Raw genomic sequence first — 14,741 nt, 5'->3', positions numbered from 1 at the left:
GCTACGCGCCCATAGGCCGCAAAACAAAAGGGCCGCGAATGCGGCCCTTTTGTTTTGCGGCGTGAGGCTGAACGATGGCGCTGTAAAGGCCACGGAGGACGAAGCCCCCTCCTCACGCCTCACGCCTCACAGATCACAGATCAATTTCCAGATTGTCGATCAAGCGGGTCTTGCCCAGACGCGCCGCAATCAACCAGACAATGTGGTGATCGGTATGCGTTGCCGGCTTGAGCGTGTGGGCGTTGCGCGCCTCTACGTAGTCAATCTGCGCCCAGCCACGGGCAGTCAGGTCGGCGATTGTTTCGTTGGCCAGTTTCTCGTAATCACGCTCACCTGCCAGGATGGCGTCGCGCATGCGGGTCAGGTGGAAATAGATGCGGGCGGCTTCCACGCGCTCTTCCGGACTCAGATAACCATTGCGGGACGACAGCGCCAGCCCGCTTTCAGCGCGACCGGTATCGACCGGGATGATCTGCAGCGGCATGTTCAGTTCTTCTACCATGCTCTGGATCACGAACAGCTGCTGATAGTCTTTCTTGCCAAAACAAGCCACCGTCGGCTGGACGATGTTGAAGAGCTTGGTCACCACCGTGGCCACGCCCTGGAAATGCCCCGGGCGGAACGCACCACACAACTCGTCCTGAATGGCCGGCGGGTCTACCTTGTAGTGCTGCACCACGTGCGGGTACAGCTCTTTTTCATCCGGCGCAAACACCACGGCGTTGGGCGCGACTTCTTCGATCAGCGCGGCGTCAGAGGCCAGCGTGCGCGGGTAACGGTCGAAATCTTCACCCTGGCCAAACTGCAGGCGGTTCACAAAGATGCTGACAACAATGTGCTCCGTTTCTTCCTGCGCGGCGCGGATCAGCGCCATGTGGCCCTGATGCAGATTACCCATGGTCGGCACAAAGGCCACTTTGCCCACGGTGGCGCGCCAGGCGCGCAGTTCAGCGATGGTATGGATGATTTTCATGGCGAACCTGAAACGATCTGAAACAGTGAATAAGGATGCCGGGCCCTGATCTTACTCAGCGCCGGCCGGGCCGAGATCACCGCGGGTCACCGCCGCTTGCAGTTGCTGTTCAAGCAGCGGCCACAAGGTGGGGAACATGCCCGAAATTTTGGGGTGATTCATGCGCGTGACCTGATCGATGCGGATGCCGTTCTCGCGCCAGCTTTGACCGGCGCTGTTGAGGTTCTGCAGCACCGGCATCATGCGGTCAATCGCGCGGGCATAGCGGGCCTCGGCACTCGTCCCGGTGGTGAATTCACGCCACAGGGCATACATCTGTGCGCCCGTGGCGGAGGGCAAGAGGCCGAATATCCGCGTGGCACCGGCTTCTTCTTTTGCTTCGGCCGCAGCGCGCCCCGTAGCGTCGTACACATTCACATCGCCGGCGTCGATTTCCGGGATGTCGTGTACCAGCAAGAGTTGCACAACGCGGCCCATGTCGACCGGCTCTGCCGCGTGCGGCAACACCGACATGGCCAGCAGACAAATCTGCCAGCTGTGTTCGGCGGTGTTTTCAAACCGGGTCTGACCCAGCGGCCGGTTCTTGCGCAACACGGCCTTGAGCTTTTCCAGTTCCAGCACAAAAGACGTGATCGCAGCAAAATCGGCGGCGGTGTTCATCAGAAGGAATGCTCTTCAGCCGGGAAAGTCCCCGCCTTGACGGCCTTCACATAGCCTTCAACCGCGCCCTGGATGCTGCTGGCGCCGGTCATGAAGTTCTTCACAAAACGGGCTTTCTTGCCCGGGTAAATGCCCAGCATGTCGTGCAGCACCAGCACCTGGCCGTCACAGTCCACCCCGGCACCAATGCCGATGGTGGGGATAGTCAGCAACTTGGTGACTTCAGTGGCGACGGCGGCGGGCACCATTTCCATCAGCACCAGGCTGGCGCCTGCGGCTTGCAGCGCCAGCGCATCGCGCTTGAGGGTTTCGGCTTCGGTTTCGGTTTTGCCTTGCACCTTGTAGCCGCCGTAGATATTGACCGACTGCGGCTGCAAACCAATGTGCATGCACACCGGAATACCGCGGTTCACCAGAAAATCCACGGTCTCGACCATGACCATGCCGCCTTCAAGCTTGACCATTTCGGCCCCGGCCTGCATCAGGCGCACGGCGCTATCAAACGCTTGTTGCGGGCTGGCCTGATAAGCACCAAACGGCAGATCAGCCAGCACCATGGCGTCTTTGGTGCCTTTGGCCACGCATGCCGTGTGGTAAATCATGTGATCCAGCGTCACCGGCAGTGTGGAGGTCTGGCCCTGAACCGTGTTGCCCAGCGAGTCCCCGATCAACAGGACATCCACGCCCGCTTCGTCAAGCAAGGTGGCAAAGCTGGCTTCATAACAGGTCAGCATGGCGATCTTCTGGCCATCCTGCTTCATTTTATTCAGGGTATTGACGGTGACTTTCATGGCTTTAACTTCCTGTCGAAAACATCCTGGCGGGTCACAACGGGTGCAGGAAACCGTGGCGCGGCGCCAGATTGGTGCAGCGCGCAAATCGCAGTTTAGCCCAACGGATGCAAGGTCTGGCTCGCGACTTTCCCCAGGAAGGCCGTTACAGGGCCAAGACCGGGGATCACGGTATCCGGGGCGATTTCTGCAAGCGGCACCAATACAAAGGCGCGCTCGTGCATTCGGGGGTGCGGGATGACCAGATGCGCATCATTACGGGTGATGCTGTCATACAACAGTACATCCAGATCCAGTGTGCGCGGGGCGTTGCGGAAAGTGCGTTCGCGGCCCTGGGCGGCCTCAATCTGCAACAGACCCTGCAAGAGTTCATCCGGTGTCAGGCCGGTGTCGACTGCGGCCACGGCATTCACAAAATCGGGCTGGTCGGCATAACCCACCGGGGCCGAAGCGTAAAAGCGGGAACAGGCCACCAGCGTGGTGTGCGGCAACTCGCCCAGGGCTTTGACCGCGGCGGCCAGTTGCGCCGCCGGATCATCCAGATTGGCGCCCAGTGCGACAAAGGCGCGGTGAAACTTGGTCATTGCGTCTTACTCGTTGCCGCCGCTGCTCTCGCCGCCGGCTTTGGCAGCGCCACCGGCCTTGCCTGCAGGACGCCGACGACGCCGTTTGCGATCCGGGCCTTTTTGCGGGCCGGTAACGCGCGCGATCATGGCAGAGCGGGTGTCGTCATCGCAGTACTGGAACTGCGTCCACCATTCCACCAGTTCTTTGTCCACCAGACCGCACTCGCCACGCAGGGCCAGAAAATCATAGGCGGCGCGGAAACGCTGTTGTTCAAACAACCGGAACGGACGGCTACCCACACGCTGTTCAAAACGCGGTTGCAGCAGCCAGATTTCCTTCATGGCAGCGCCATAACGGTTGGGGATGGCCAGGCGTTTTTCGACGCTGGTTTCCACTTCGTTCATGGCGGCCATCAGCGCCGGCACCGCATATTCGCCTGCGGCCTGTTTCTTTTGCCACGCGGCTTCAACTTCATGCCACAACAAGGCAGCAAACAGGAAACCGGCCGAGACCGGCTTGTCTTCGGCCAGGCGCTTGTCGGTATTGGCCAGCGCTTTTTGCAAGAAGGCCGTGGTTTGCGGCGACTTCAACAACTGGTCCAGCACCGGGAACAGATACTTGTGCAGGCCGTCGGCCTTGAGCGCCATCAGGCAATCCCAGGCGCGGCCGGACAACAGCAGCTTCATCATCTCGTCAAACAGGCGCGCAGACGGGATGTTCTGCAGCAGGCCAGCGCATTCGGCAATCGGCTTGCGCGTCGGCGGGGCGATGTCCAGACCCAGCTTGGCCGAGAGCCGGATGGCACGCAGCATGCGCACCGGGTCTTCGCGGTAGCGGATGCCCGGATCACCGATCATGACCAGACGGCGGGCTTCCAGATCATCCACGCCGTGGTGGAAATCCAGGATTTCTTCACGCGACGGATCGTAATACAGCGCGTTGACGGTGAAGTCACGGCGCAGCGCATCGTCTTCCAGCGAGCCATACACGTTGTCGCGCAGGATGCGGCCAGACTCGTCCGTCGGCGCTTCACCGGCACCACGGAAGGTGGTGACTTCAATGATTTCTTCGCCGCCGCGCTCGTAGAACGGCACGTGCACAATGCGAAAACGCCGGCCAATAATGCGCGAGCGGTTGAACACATGGCGCACTTGTTCCGGCGTGGCGCTGGTGGCCACATCAAAGTCTTTGGGAGATTTGCCCAGCATCAGGTCGCGCACGGCGCCCCCGACAACATAGGCCTCATAACCTGCTTCTTGCAGGCGATCACACACTTTAAGCGCGCCGGAATGAATATCCTCGCGGCGTACGCCGTAGTGTTTGGCATGCAGAACCCGTTTACCCGGGCGCCGCAGCACCTTGCCGATCAATTTGCGAATCATCGTTTGACCAAAGAAAACCGGCAGACGGGGGGCAGTTTCTGGCCAACATCCGTCTTGCCGCAGGCGGCCCGCTTCGGGCCAGTCAAGCCGCTAACCAAACCACCCGGGCAAACACGGCATGCTCACATGGCCAGGGCAGTTTCGTTAGCGGCCCTGAAAACAAAGGCGCTCATTATACAGTCAGCATGACGCAACTGCGGCAATCGTCATGCACAAAAAAGCATGGTGCATGGATGCGCTCAATTCAACTGTCATCACACATTGACCGCCACACTGCCGCTGCCCGCCGTGCCCGCTCACGGTGCATAGTTGATCCAGACATTTCAACACCGGAGAAACCGCATGGCCCGCTATTCATATCGCATCGTCAATGTGTTTGCAGAAACCGCCTGGGCGGGCAACCCGCTGGCCGTGTTTGAAGACGCACGCGGGCTGGATGACAACGCAATGCAAACGCTGGCGCAGCAGCTGAATCTGTCTGAAACCACGTTTGTGTTCCCCTCCGGCAAGGCCGACGCGCACGTGCGCATTTTTACGCCGACCTATGAACTGCCTTTTGCCGGCCACCCGACGCTGGGCACGGCCTGGGTGCTGTCGCGGGCGCTTGGCCGCCAGCAACTGACGCTGGAGTTCAAATCCGGCGTGATCCCGGTGGTGGCGCATGAGCACAACCGCATGATGCTCCGCGCCAATGCGCCGGCGTATCGGTTTGCGCCGGCGGCGGAAGTCATGGCACACGCGCTGGGTATTGCGCCAGAGCAGGTCGCCGGCACGCCGCGCTTTGTCAATACCGGCACCGAGCAACTGATTGTGCCGCTGGCCAGTGTCGAGGCCGTACACGCCTGCGCACCCGATCTGGCGCTGATGGACCAGCATGCGAAGAACGAACGCGGCATCATGCAGGCGCTGGTGTGGGCCTGGGGCGATGATGAAATCGTGGCGCGCTTTTTCTGGGTGCAGAACGGCCAGTTGGCAGAAGACCACGGCACCGGCTCGGCCTGCGCCAATCTGGGCGGCTGGTTGCTGGCAGAACAGAGCACCGTCTTGCCGCTGTCGGCCAGCATGGTGCAAGGGCACGGCATTCAGCGGTTGGCGCATCTTTCATTGCAGATCAGTGCCGACAAAGAGATCGAGGTCGGCGGCCGGGTGGCCGAGGTCGGCCATGGTGAATTTGCCTGGCCAGACCAGGCGCCAGGCCTGCTTGCCTGACAGGGTCCATGCCTGAAAATACAAGCGCCCGCTGACGGGGCGCTTTTTCTTTTTGTCGGACAAGCGAACCAGTTTGCACCCCAAACGGTCGAAACGCGGACATAATACCGAGCCGGCGCCTACCCGCCGATGCTACCCTTCGCCACCTGTTGTTTTCGTTATCAGAATTGCCCGCCATGATTTCCAGAAACCTGACCCGTACGCTGATTGCTTGTTCCCTCCTGTTCGCCGCCTCGGCTCAGGCTTTTACTCCTCCCGTTCCAGAGATCAACGCCAAAGCGTATTACCTGACGGACTTTCAAAGCGGTAGCGAGCTGGCCTCCCGCGACGCCAACATGCGCGTCGAACCTGCCAGCCTGACCAAGCTGATGACCGCTTATGTGGTCTTCAAGTCGGTCAAGGAAGGCCGTATCCGCCTTGACCAGCAACTGACGGTTTCCACCAAAGGCTGGAAAACCGAAGGTTCGCGCATGTTCCTGGACCCGAAAACCCCGGCCACCGTCGATGACCTGATCAAGGGCATGATTGTGCAATCGGGCAACGATGCCTGCGTGACACTGGCCGAAGCCATTGCCGGCAGCGAAGAAGTCTTTGCCCAGATGATGAACCAGCAAGCGCAGCGCCTTGGCATGACGGGTTCGCACTTCATGAACTCGACCGGCCTGCCTGACCCCAACCACTACATGACCGTGGCTGACCTGGGGAAGATTGCCGCGGCCATCATCCGCGACTATCCGGAGTTCTACCCGATCTACTCCATGAAGGAGTTCACGTACAACAAGATCCGCCAGCCCAACCGCAACCTCTTGCTGTACCGCGACCCGAACGTGGATGGCATGAAGACGGGCCACACCAACTCGGCCGGCTTTAACCTGGTCGCCAGTACGCACAAGGATGGTCGCCGTTTGATCTCCGTGGTGGTCGGTACGACGGGTGATGAAGTGCGCGCCAATGAATCGGCCAAGCTGCTGAACTGGGGCACCCAGTTCTTTGATACCCCCAAGGTCTTCACCGCCAAACAGGCGCTGGCCAGCCAGAAGGTTTACAAAGGCGCCCAGGACAGCGTGAATATCGGCTTTGCCAATGACCAGTTTGTCACCGTGCCCAAGGGCGACGCCAGCAAGCTGACCACGCAAGTGAAGCTGGATGAACCGCTGATTGCGCCGATCAAGGCCGGCCAGAAACTGGGCACCATCGATGTGCTGGACCAGGGCAAGGTGATTGGCCAGTACCCGGCGCAAGCGCTGGATAACGTGGAAGAAGCCGGCTTCTTTGGCCGCCTGATCGACAGTATCAAGCTGATGTTCCACAAGTGGTTCGGCGGCAAATAAGCGCCTGACCGGCGCCCTGCCCTACCATGCCCGCGCGGTTGTCCGTTGCGGGCATTCTCTTTTGTGCTTTGCCAGTGAGGGTTTATGCCTGCAGCCGCCGGGATTGCCATCGCCCTGCTTGAACACACCCGCCCGACGGCGGCGGCGCAGATTGCGCAAGTCATGCAGCAGGCCGCGCCAGATGCGCCCTGGTTGCCAGAGGCGGCCGCCATTACCGTGGACCCCGCGCGTTATCTGGGCGCATGGCGGGGCGAGGCACTGGTCGGCGTGGTGGCGTTGTCAATCTTGCAGGAGAGCTGGCAGCTCGTGTCGTCACTGGCGGTCGTGCCCGCAGCGCAGCGCCAGGGCATCGGCCGCACGCTGCTGGATGCAGCACTGGGCCTTGCCGGCCACCAGACCGTGCTGCTGGTCGCACAGGCTGCTAACGTGCAGGCGCTTGCGCTTTACCAGCAAGCCGGCTTCAGCGAACACGGCCGCTTTGTCGATGAACACCGCGGCGAAGCGATGATCCGGCTCTGGCGGCCAGCGCCGGATCAGTCGATCTGACGGATCGCCGGCATCGTCCAGATCAGTACCAGCATGGCCGCGCTCATGGTCAGACAGAACGCCGGCATGATCACGCCGATGCCGATATGCAAGGACAACAGCCCGGTGACCATGGCGTAACTAAGCGGCGACAAGCCCATGGAGGCCATGGTGTTCAGGCTCATGACGCGGCCGATCTTGCTGCGATCGGCATATTGCTGGATCAGCGACATCATCGGCACATTGTTGCTGACCACGCCCAGCCCGGTCAGGAACTGCACGCACACCGCCAGCGTCAGCCAGGTCACGTGCGACAGGCTGCCCAGCAAGACGCCCTCGGCCACGATCACCAGCGCAATCATCAGCAAGCGTTTTTTGCGGGGCGGGAATATCGTCAACAGGAAACCGCCCGTGACCATGCCCGCCGCAAACGCACTTTGCAGATAAGACAGCACGGCCGCGTTGCCGTGCAGGTTATCCGCCGCGACAATCGGCACGCCCAGCGCCAGCGGCCCCATGAACAACAGGTTGGCGATGGCGTAAATGATCATCAGCGAGCGCAATACCGGCGAAGACAGCGCGTACTGCACGCCTTCTTTGAGTTCAGCCAGCACTTGTTTGCGCGCGGCGTGCCAATCCATGGGCGGTTCTTTGACCTGCGCCACACAGAACGTACCGGCGGCCAGCATCACGGCAGTGAAGACAAACACCCATTCGTAGCTCAGCAAGGCCAGCAAGGCGCCCCCCAGCACCGGCCCGAACACAAGGCCAATCTGGTTGGTGGTCAGCATGATGGAGTTGGCGCGCGGCAAATCCAGATCAGGCACCACGCTGGGCAACAACGCATCACGCGCGGGCCAGAAGAAGGCATCCAGCGCGCCATACAGAAAGGCAAATCCCGTCAGCGTGACAATGTTGAGCGCGTTCACATACAACAGCCCGACCAGCGCCAGCATCAGGAATACCCGCGTGGTGAGCGAGAACCGGATGATGCGCGTACGTTTCATGCGATCTGCCAGCACCCCGCCAAACGCCATCAGCACAATGCGCGGCACGGAGCCCGCGATCATCACAAAGCCCAGTTGCTCTTTGACGCCAAGGGTTTTGACCACGTACCAGGTCTCGGAGAGCGTGGCGATGGCCAGTGCCAGGTTGCCAAAAATGCTGGATAACCAGAGCAGTAAAAAATTGCGATTACGAAAGAGCGAAGAGACCTGGGTCATTAGCCGGATAAAACGATGTGTTAGACTGACGGACTATGCAAACAAGCGGCTCAAGGGCAGGAAACCCGCCGCATGGCCCGCCCGCGGAACAGGTTGCCGGGCGCGCGCACAAGAAATGCATTATGCAAAAACCTGATTCTACCCAGGCGTTGTAGTCTGCCGTCGTGCCTCGGCAAGCCGGGCAAAGCCAGGTTTTTACAAATTATCCAATTTGAACCAACAACCTGAACCCTCAAGGAACTGCATCATGGCGTACCGCAAAATGACCGAGCTGGACTTGTCCGGCAAGAAAGTGCTGATCCGTGCTGACCTCAACGTGCCCGTCAAGGATGGCGTCATTGGTGACGACACCCGTATCCGCGCATCGCTGCCCACCATTGAAGCCGCCCTCAAGGCCGGCGCCGGTGTGATCGTGATGAGCCATCTGGGCCGCCCGACTGAAGGCCAGGTCAACCCGGAAGACAGCCTGTCTGGCGTTGCTGCACGCATGGGCGAGTTGCTGGGCCGCAAGATTGACGTGCTGGACAACTGGGAAGGCTACCAGGTCAAGCCGGGCGACGTCGTGCTGCTGCAGAACGTACGTTGTAATGTAGGCGAGAAAAAGAACAGTGACGAGCTGGGCAAGAAATACGCCGCGCTGTGCGATGTCTTCGTCAACGACGCATTCGGTACTGCACACCGCGCCGAAGCTTCGACCCACGCGGTTGCCAAGTTTGCCCCGGCCGCTTGCGCCGGCATCCTGATGGCAGGTGAACTGGATGCGCTGGGCAAGGCACTGGCCCACCCGGCCCGCCCGCTGGTCGCCATCGTGGCCGGTTCCAAGGTATCTACCAAGCTGACCATCCTTGAATCGCTGGCCGACAAGGTTGATCAACTGGTGGTGGGCGGCGGCATTGCCAACACCTTCTTGCTGGCCGAAGGCAAGCAAGTGGGCAAGTCGCTGGCCGAGGCTGACCTCGTCGGCAACGCCCGCGCCGTGATCAGCAAGCTGCGCGCACGCGGTGGCGATGTGCCGCTGCCGACCGACGTGGTCATCGGCAAGAAGTTCGACGCCAACGAACCGGCCGTAGTCAAGCCGCTGGCTGCTGTTGAAGCCGACGACATGATTTTTGATATCGGCCCGGATTCGGCCAAGGCCCTGGCTGACGTGCTGAAAAATGCCGGTACCATTGTCTGGAACGGCCCGGTTGGCGTGTTCGAGTTCGACCAGTTCGGCAACGGCACCAAAGTGGTGGCTGAAGCCATTGCCGAGTCTTCTGCGTTCTCGATCGCTGGCGGTGGCGATACCCTGGCTGCTGTGGCCAAGTACGGCATCACCGACAAGGTCAGCTATATCTCCACCGGTGGCGGCGCGTTCCTGGAATTCCTGGAAGGCAAGGTACTGCCGGCCGTAGAGATTCTGGAAACCCGTTACAACGGTTGAGATCACGCCCGCCCGGTAGATACAAAATACCGGCGCTAGCGTAATCACGAGGTAACAAAAAGCCGGGCCGACGCCCGGCTTTTGTCATTTCACAACCCTTACAAGGCAATCTGGCGCTATAAAGAAACGTCGCCGATCTCGGGCGATCTCTTCTTCATGTCATGGAGCGTCTCAATGCAGTTTGTCCGTGTTCTTGCTTGCGCCATGGTCTGCGTCGGAGCCATTTCCGCCTGGGCAGCCGACAGTGCCAAACCACTGAACCTGACCTTGCCGCCATCCGCGATTGGCTCTGCGCCCGCCACCGCTGCGGCATCCGGCCCCAACAGCGCCCGCTGCAATGATTTGCGCGCCCAGCGTGACAAACTGCAAAAAGAACCGATCGACCGTGAGACCGGCACCATCAGTACCGCCCGCAAGAGCCAGATCAAGAGCCTGAACGCAGAACTGCAAAAATCCGGCTGCTGGGGCCCGAAAAGCGCCCAGTAGCAAGCAGGTCAATCTTGCAAAGTGAGCAGCGGCCAGTGCCGCTGCCATTGTTTTTGCGTCAGGCGTTGCCGGAACACATCCTCATTGGCAAACGCCGGGTTGCGGCGCAACTGCAAGCCAAACAGATCATCCAGCCCCAGTGGTGCCAGCACCTGCACCTGCCCTGTTTCATCCAGCCACACCCCGACTGCCGTTGCCGTCTCTGGCCGGCTGGCCAGGCCTTGCGCCAGTGAACCCACCGCTGCCAGCCCGTTGAACAGATGAGCCCAGGCCTGATTTACCACGTCCCAGTGCACCTCTGGCTGCGCTGCCGCCAGCGCGGCTTGCACTTGCCGGGCGTGATCCGGCGGCAGGTCAGCATCGAAATAACACACATCCACATCATTGGGCTGACACAAGCTGGTCTGCCCGTGCAGCTGCTGCCAGACGCGGTTGCGCACCGCGCCCGCTGCAATGCACCAGTCTTTGAGCCCAATGGCACGTACGCAAGCCAGCAGTGCCAGCAGCTGTGCATCTGCCTGCACCATACTGCGCAACCGCGCTTCAAGGCTTTCATTGGGCTGTAACTGGCTGACCATTGGTTTCAGGGCTTTCCCGAATGGCGAATGTCCCGATTGGGTATGCCGCGTTTGAGGGTCTAGATTGTGATGCAACGCACCAAAAAACGGATGGAGAACCGCTATGCCGCTCGTATCACTTCGCACAGTGCTGGATCACGCCGCAGAACACCATTATGGCGTACCCGCTTTCAACGTAAACAATCTGGAACAGATTCACGCCATCTTGCAGGCGGCCGACGCCACGCAAAGCCCGGTGATTCTGCAGGCCAGTTCCGGCGCCCGCAAATACGCAGGCGAGATGTTCGTCAAACATCTGATTGAGGCCGCCGTGGCCAGTTATCCCAAACTGCCGGTGGTGATGCACCAGGATCACGGCACCAGCCTGGCGGTCTGCATGAGTGCGGTGAATCTGGGTTTCTCCAGCGTGATGATGGATGGCTCGCTCAAGGAAGACGGCAAGACGCCGGCCGATTACCACTACAACGTGACGGTCACGCGGGAAGTGGTGCAACTGGCCCACCAGAAAGGCGTGTCGGTAGAGGGTGAACTGGGTTGCCTTGGCAGCCTGGAAACCGGCATGGGCGAGGAAGAAGACGGCGTCGGCGCCAACCGCAAGCTCTCGCATGAGGAAATGCTGACTGACCCCGAACAGGCGCGCCAGTTTGTGGAAGCAACCGGCGTGGATGCCCTGGCCATTGCCATTGGCACCAGCCACGGCGCCTACAAGTTCACCCGCCCACCCACGGGTGAGGTGCTGGCGATTGAACGCATCAAGGCCATCCACGAGGCGATCCCGCACACGCATCTGGTGATGCACGGTTCATCCAGCGTGCCGCAGGAATTGTTATCGGAAGTGCGCGAGTTCGGTGGCGATATCAAGCCGACCTGGGGCGTGCCGGTGGCAGAGATCCAGCGCGCCATCAAATATGGCGTACGCAAGATCAACATTGATACGGATTTGCGCCTTGCCATGACCGGCGCCATCCGCAAGCATTTCATCACCAACCCGGCCGATTTTGACCCGCGTGCTTATCTCAAGCCGGCCATTGCCGCCATGCGCGCGGTATGCGAAGCGCGTTACCAGGAATTTGGTGCCGCCGGCATGGCCGCGCGTTTTCGCTAAGCCGGGTTGCCGCAAGTTTGTGCAGTCCAGTGTCCCGTGCAACGATTGAGCCCGCCTGCCGGCGGGCTTTTTTTTGGTGGTGCGGCTCAGCCGATCAGGCCTGCACCAGCACGTGGCTGCGCATGCTGGCCAGCAACGGGGTGTCGAGGCGCACCACGCCCGCTTCGCCCTCACCCAGCCGCAGGCCGCCGCTGCTGACTTCGCCGCGCAGCACCTTGACCGTCGCTTCTTGCTGATCGCAAAACGGCGCTGTGCTGGCTGGCGTCCAGGCGCCGGCGGTTTCCAGGTAGGCATCCAGCAAGGTCGGCACGTCTGGCGCGCTCAGTTTGCGCGCCCGCCAGCCCGGGCCGATATCCACCGGGATTTCGCATTTGCAACGCTGGGCGCGCGGTGCAGCGTCTGGCACAAAACGGATCAACGCGTGTTGCGCCAGGCCGCGCTCACTGGCCAGCTGGATCATGGCCCCCGGTTGCACCGGAGCCACCAGAAACTCGCCCGGTTGCAGACGCACTTCCCCACCCGCAAGGCCGCGCAAGCTCAGCATGGCCGTCGCGTTTTCAAACACGTAAACCAGCAAGGTGCGCATGGCTGCAGGTACGGTCACGCTGGCGGGCACTTGCCCATGCAGATAGACATTCGAACCGGTGCAGGATGGGGCTTTCATTAGAGGCTCCAGAAATAAAAACGCCTGGCACGGGCCAGGCGTCGGACACGATCACCAGAACAATCAGGCGGTCAGTGCGGCGATTTCCTTTTCCGCATTGGCAAAGGCTTCAGCCTTCTTCGCGTCGCCTTGCGACACGCCTTCAGCACGCACAAAGCGCACGTCAGTGATACCGACAAAACCGAACACGGTACGCAGATACGCTTCCTGATGGTCCAGGGCACGCAGCGCTTCGTTGCTGGAATACACACCACCGCGCGAGGAAGCCACAACCACCGTCTTGCCGGTCGCCAGGCCAACCGGGCCATTTTCAGTGTACTTGAAAGTACGGCCGGCAACGGCGATACGGTCGATCCAGGCCTTGAGCTGGCTGGGGATCGAGAAGTTGTACATCGGGGCACCCACCACGATCACGTCGGCAGCCAGGAACTGGCTCAGCAGGGCTTCGCCGTATGCGGCTTCACGCTTTTGCACTTCGGTGTGCGATTCGGCCGGTACAAAACGATGACCCAGTGCTTCGCCGGACAGATGGCTCGGCTCAGACACGGCCAGATCCAGATATTCCACCTGGGCGGTCGGGTTGGCGGCTTGATAAGCCTTGGTGATATTGGCGGTCAGCTTGCGCGATACAGAGTTGTCACCCAGAACGCTCGAATCGATATGCAGCAGTTTCATGATTATCTCCTTTGATCTGTGAGGTGCCGGTGAGTCCGGCTGGCCTTGCAACATGGGTGCTACTCTACCGATGCGTCTGATAGGTGATAAGTCGGCAAAAATGCGATAGATTGTCCTGGAAATGGAACAATGAAGATGGACCTGCCGCCATGCATGATCTGAATGACATGTATTTTTTTGCCGAAGTGGTCGAGGCCGGGGGCTTTTCCAGCGCCAGCCGTACGCTGGGTATTCCCAAATCGCGCTTGTCCCGCCGCGTGGCGGAACTGGAAGCGCGGCTGGGCGTGCGCCTGTTACAGCGCACCACCCGCAAACTGGCGCTGACTGAAGTCGGTGAACTGTATTACCGCCACTGCCTGGCGATCCGCGACGAAGCCCGTGCGGCCAGCGAGGCCGTCGAGCACGTGCAGTCCACCCCGCGCGGCACCATCCGCGTCAGTTGCCCGGTGACGCTGGCGCAAACGGTAGTCGGCAAGATCATCCCGTTCTTCATGCAGCAATACCCGCAAGTGAAGATCAACATGCTGGTCACCAACCGGCCGATTGATTTGCTGGAAGAAGGCATTGATGTCGCCTTGCGCGTGCGCCCCACCCTGCAGGATTCAGCCTCGCTGGTGGTCAAACAACTGGGGGTGGCGCATTCGGTGCTGGTTGCCAGCCCGGCGCAACTGGCCCGGCAAGGCGAGCCTACCCATCCGGATGAACTGGGCTGGCTGGATACCCTGGCCATGACGGCGGTAGACGGCCGCGCCACCTGGTCACTGGTGGGGCCACGAGGCGAAGAGCGCATGGTCACGCACTATCCGCGCTACGTGGCAGACGATATGCCGACACTGATGTTTGCCGCCGAGGCCGGCATTGGTGCGGTGATTCTGCCGGAGTACCTGGTGCGCGAGGAGCTGGCCAGCGGCAAGCTGGTGCAGGTCTTGCCTGACTGGCGTTCCGCGCTGGGCTATGCGCACGCGGTGTTCCCGTCCCGCCGTGGGCTGGTGCCCGCAGTGCGGCATTTCCTGGATTTTCTGGGGGAATCGTTACTGACGCCGCAGTGTACGGAGCAACTGGCCGGGGCGATTGTGCCCGGGCCGGGGCCCGCGCCTGCCCCGGCGATGGTCAACACAGACTGAAAAGTAGAGCAGCCCGTCCGCGCGG

At 60.9% G+C, this 14,741-nt stretch carries 16 protein-coding genes; 7 read left to right on the top strand and 9 right to left on the bottom strand.

The genetic code is table 11. From position 1 onward, the window contains the following. Positions 1–133 precede the first annotated feature (133 nt). From panC to pcnB, 5 genes are all read right to left on the bottom strand, one after another. Positions 134–973 (bottom strand): pantoate--beta-alanine ligase, encoded by an 840-nt coding sequence (panC, locus tag IEX57_RS14275; RefSeq protein WP_188705013.1) that lies wholly within the window; start codon positions 971–973, stop codon positions 134–136. Between the two features lie 51 nt (positions 974–1,024). Then, entirely contained in the window at positions 1,025–1,633 is a 609-nt protein-coding gene (locus tag IEX57_RS14270) for an HD domain-containing protein (RefSeq protein WP_188705012.1), read from the bottom strand. Beyond that, positions 1,633–2,424, bottom strand: a complete 792-nt coding sequence (gene panB, locus IEX57_RS14265) for a 3-methyl-2-oxobutanoate hydroxymethyltransferase (RefSeq protein ID WP_188705011.1) — start codon at positions 2,422–2,424, stop codon at positions 1,633–1,635. Before panB ends, IEX57_RS14270 begins: the two co-directional genes overlap by 1 nt. Before the next feature lie 95 nt (positions 2,425–2,519). Next, a complete protein-coding gene (gene folK / locus IEX57_RS14260) occupies positions 2,520–3,008 on the bottom strand; it encodes a 2-amino-4-hydroxy-6-hydroxymethyldihydropteridine diphosphokinase (RefSeq protein WP_188705010.1) in 489 nt (162 codons plus the stop codon). A gap of 6 nt (positions 3,009–3,014) precedes the next feature. Then, a complete protein-coding gene (pcnB, locus tag IEX57_RS14255) occupies positions 3,015–4,373 on the bottom strand; it encodes a polynucleotide adenylyltransferase PcnB (protein WP_188705009.1) in 1,359 nt (452 codons plus the stop codon). Between the two features lie 342 nt (positions 4,374–4,715). Between pcnB and IEX57_RS14250 the strand changes: the two genes are divergently transcribed. The 3 genes from IEX57_RS14250 (at position 4,716) to IEX57_RS14240 (ending at position 7,459) form a co-directional block, all read left to right on the top strand. Then, on the top strand, positions 4,716–5,582 hold the full coding sequence (locus IEX57_RS14250) for a PhzF family phenazine biosynthesis protein (RefSeq protein ID WP_188705008.1): 867 nt from the start codon (positions 4,716–4,718) through the stop codon (positions 5,580–5,582). Positions 5,583–5,758: 176 nt separating this feature from the next. Beyond that, the gene (locus IEX57_RS14245) at positions 5,759–6,913 is read left to right on the top strand and encodes a D-alanyl-D-alanine carboxypeptidase family protein (RefSeq protein WP_188705007.1); all 1,155 of its coding nucleotides are present in this window, start codon (positions 5,759–5,761) and stop codon (positions 6,911–6,913) included. Positions 6,914–6,997: 84 nt separating this feature from the next. Further along, complete coding sequence (locus IEX57_RS14240; RefSeq protein WP_188705006.1) at positions 6,998–7,459, top strand: GNAT family N-acetyltransferase; 462 nt, start codon at positions 6,998–7,000, stop codon at positions 7,457–7,459. Here the strand turns inward: IEX57_RS14240 and IEX57_RS14235 are convergent. Continuing rightward, positions 7,447–8,661 carry an MFS transporter gene (locus tag IEX57_RS14235; protein WP_188705005.1) on the bottom strand — a complete coding sequence of 405 codons (1,215 nt, stop codon included), beginning with the start codon at positions 8,659–8,661 and terminating at the stop codon, positions 7,447–7,449. The two genes, IEX57_RS14240 and IEX57_RS14235, sit on opposite strands and share 13 nt — an antisense overlap. 247 nt (positions 8,662–8,908) lie before the next feature. Here IEX57_RS14235 and IEX57_RS14230 point away from each other — a divergent pair, with 247 nt between their 5' ends. Both IEX57_RS14230 and IEX57_RS14225 read left to right on the top strand, forming a co-directional pair. Beyond that, complete coding sequence (locus tag IEX57_RS14230; protein ID WP_188705004.1) at positions 8,909–10,084, top strand: phosphoglycerate kinase; 1,176 nt, start codon at positions 8,909–8,911, stop codon at positions 10,082–10,084. Positions 10,085–10,258: 174 nt separating this feature from the next. Then, entirely contained in the window at positions 10,259–10,570 is a 312-nt protein-coding gene (locus tag IEX57_RS14225) for a hypothetical protein (RefSeq protein ID WP_188705003.1), read from the top strand. 8 nt (positions 10,571–10,578) lie between these two features. Here the strand turns inward: IEX57_RS14225 and IEX57_RS14220 are convergent, their stop codons facing one another. After that, the gene (locus tag IEX57_RS14220) at positions 10,579–11,148 is read right to left on the bottom strand and encodes a nucleotidyltransferase family protein (protein ID WP_188705002.1); all 570 of its coding nucleotides are present in this window, start codon (positions 11,146–11,148) and stop codon (positions 10,579–10,581) included. Between the two features lie 103 nt (positions 11,149–11,251). Between IEX57_RS14220 and fba the strand changes: the two genes are divergently transcribed. Then, positions 11,252–12,253, top strand: coding sequence for a class II fructose-bisphosphate aldolase (fba, locus tag IEX57_RS14215; RefSeq protein ID WP_188705001.1), 1,002 nt, complete (start codon positions 11,252–11,254; stop codon positions 12,251–12,253). Between the two features lie 94 nt (positions 12,254–12,347). Here fba and IEX57_RS14210 read toward each other — a convergent pair whose 3' ends face one another. Continuing rightward, entirely contained in the window at positions 12,348–12,917 is a 570-nt protein-coding gene (locus tag IEX57_RS14210) for a hypothetical protein (protein WP_188705000.1), read from the bottom strand. A gap of 63 nt (positions 12,918–12,980) precedes the next feature. Beyond that, positions 12,981–13,592, bottom strand: a complete 612-nt coding sequence (locus IEX57_RS14205) for an FMN-dependent NADH-azoreductase (RefSeq protein ID WP_188704999.1) — start codon at positions 13,590–13,592, stop codon at positions 12,981–12,983. 149 nt (positions 13,593–13,741) lie between these two features. Between IEX57_RS14205 and IEX57_RS14200 the strand changes: the two genes are divergently transcribed. Next, a complete protein-coding gene (locus IEX57_RS14200) occupies positions 13,742–14,716 on the top strand; it encodes a LysR family transcriptional regulator (protein WP_188704998.1) in 975 nt (324 codons plus the stop codon). The last annotated feature ends 25 nt before the right edge of the window (positions 14,717–14,741 follow it).

This window comes from Silvimonas iriomotensis (assembly GCF_014645535.1).
GTDB classification, from domain to species: domain Bacteria; phylum Pseudomonadota; class Gammaproteobacteria; order Burkholderiales; family Chitinibacteraceae; genus Silvimonas; species Silvimonas iriomotensis.
The sequence above is the reverse complement of the archived record's forward strand: the minus strand, read 5'-3'. Positions and strand labels throughout refer to the sequence as shown.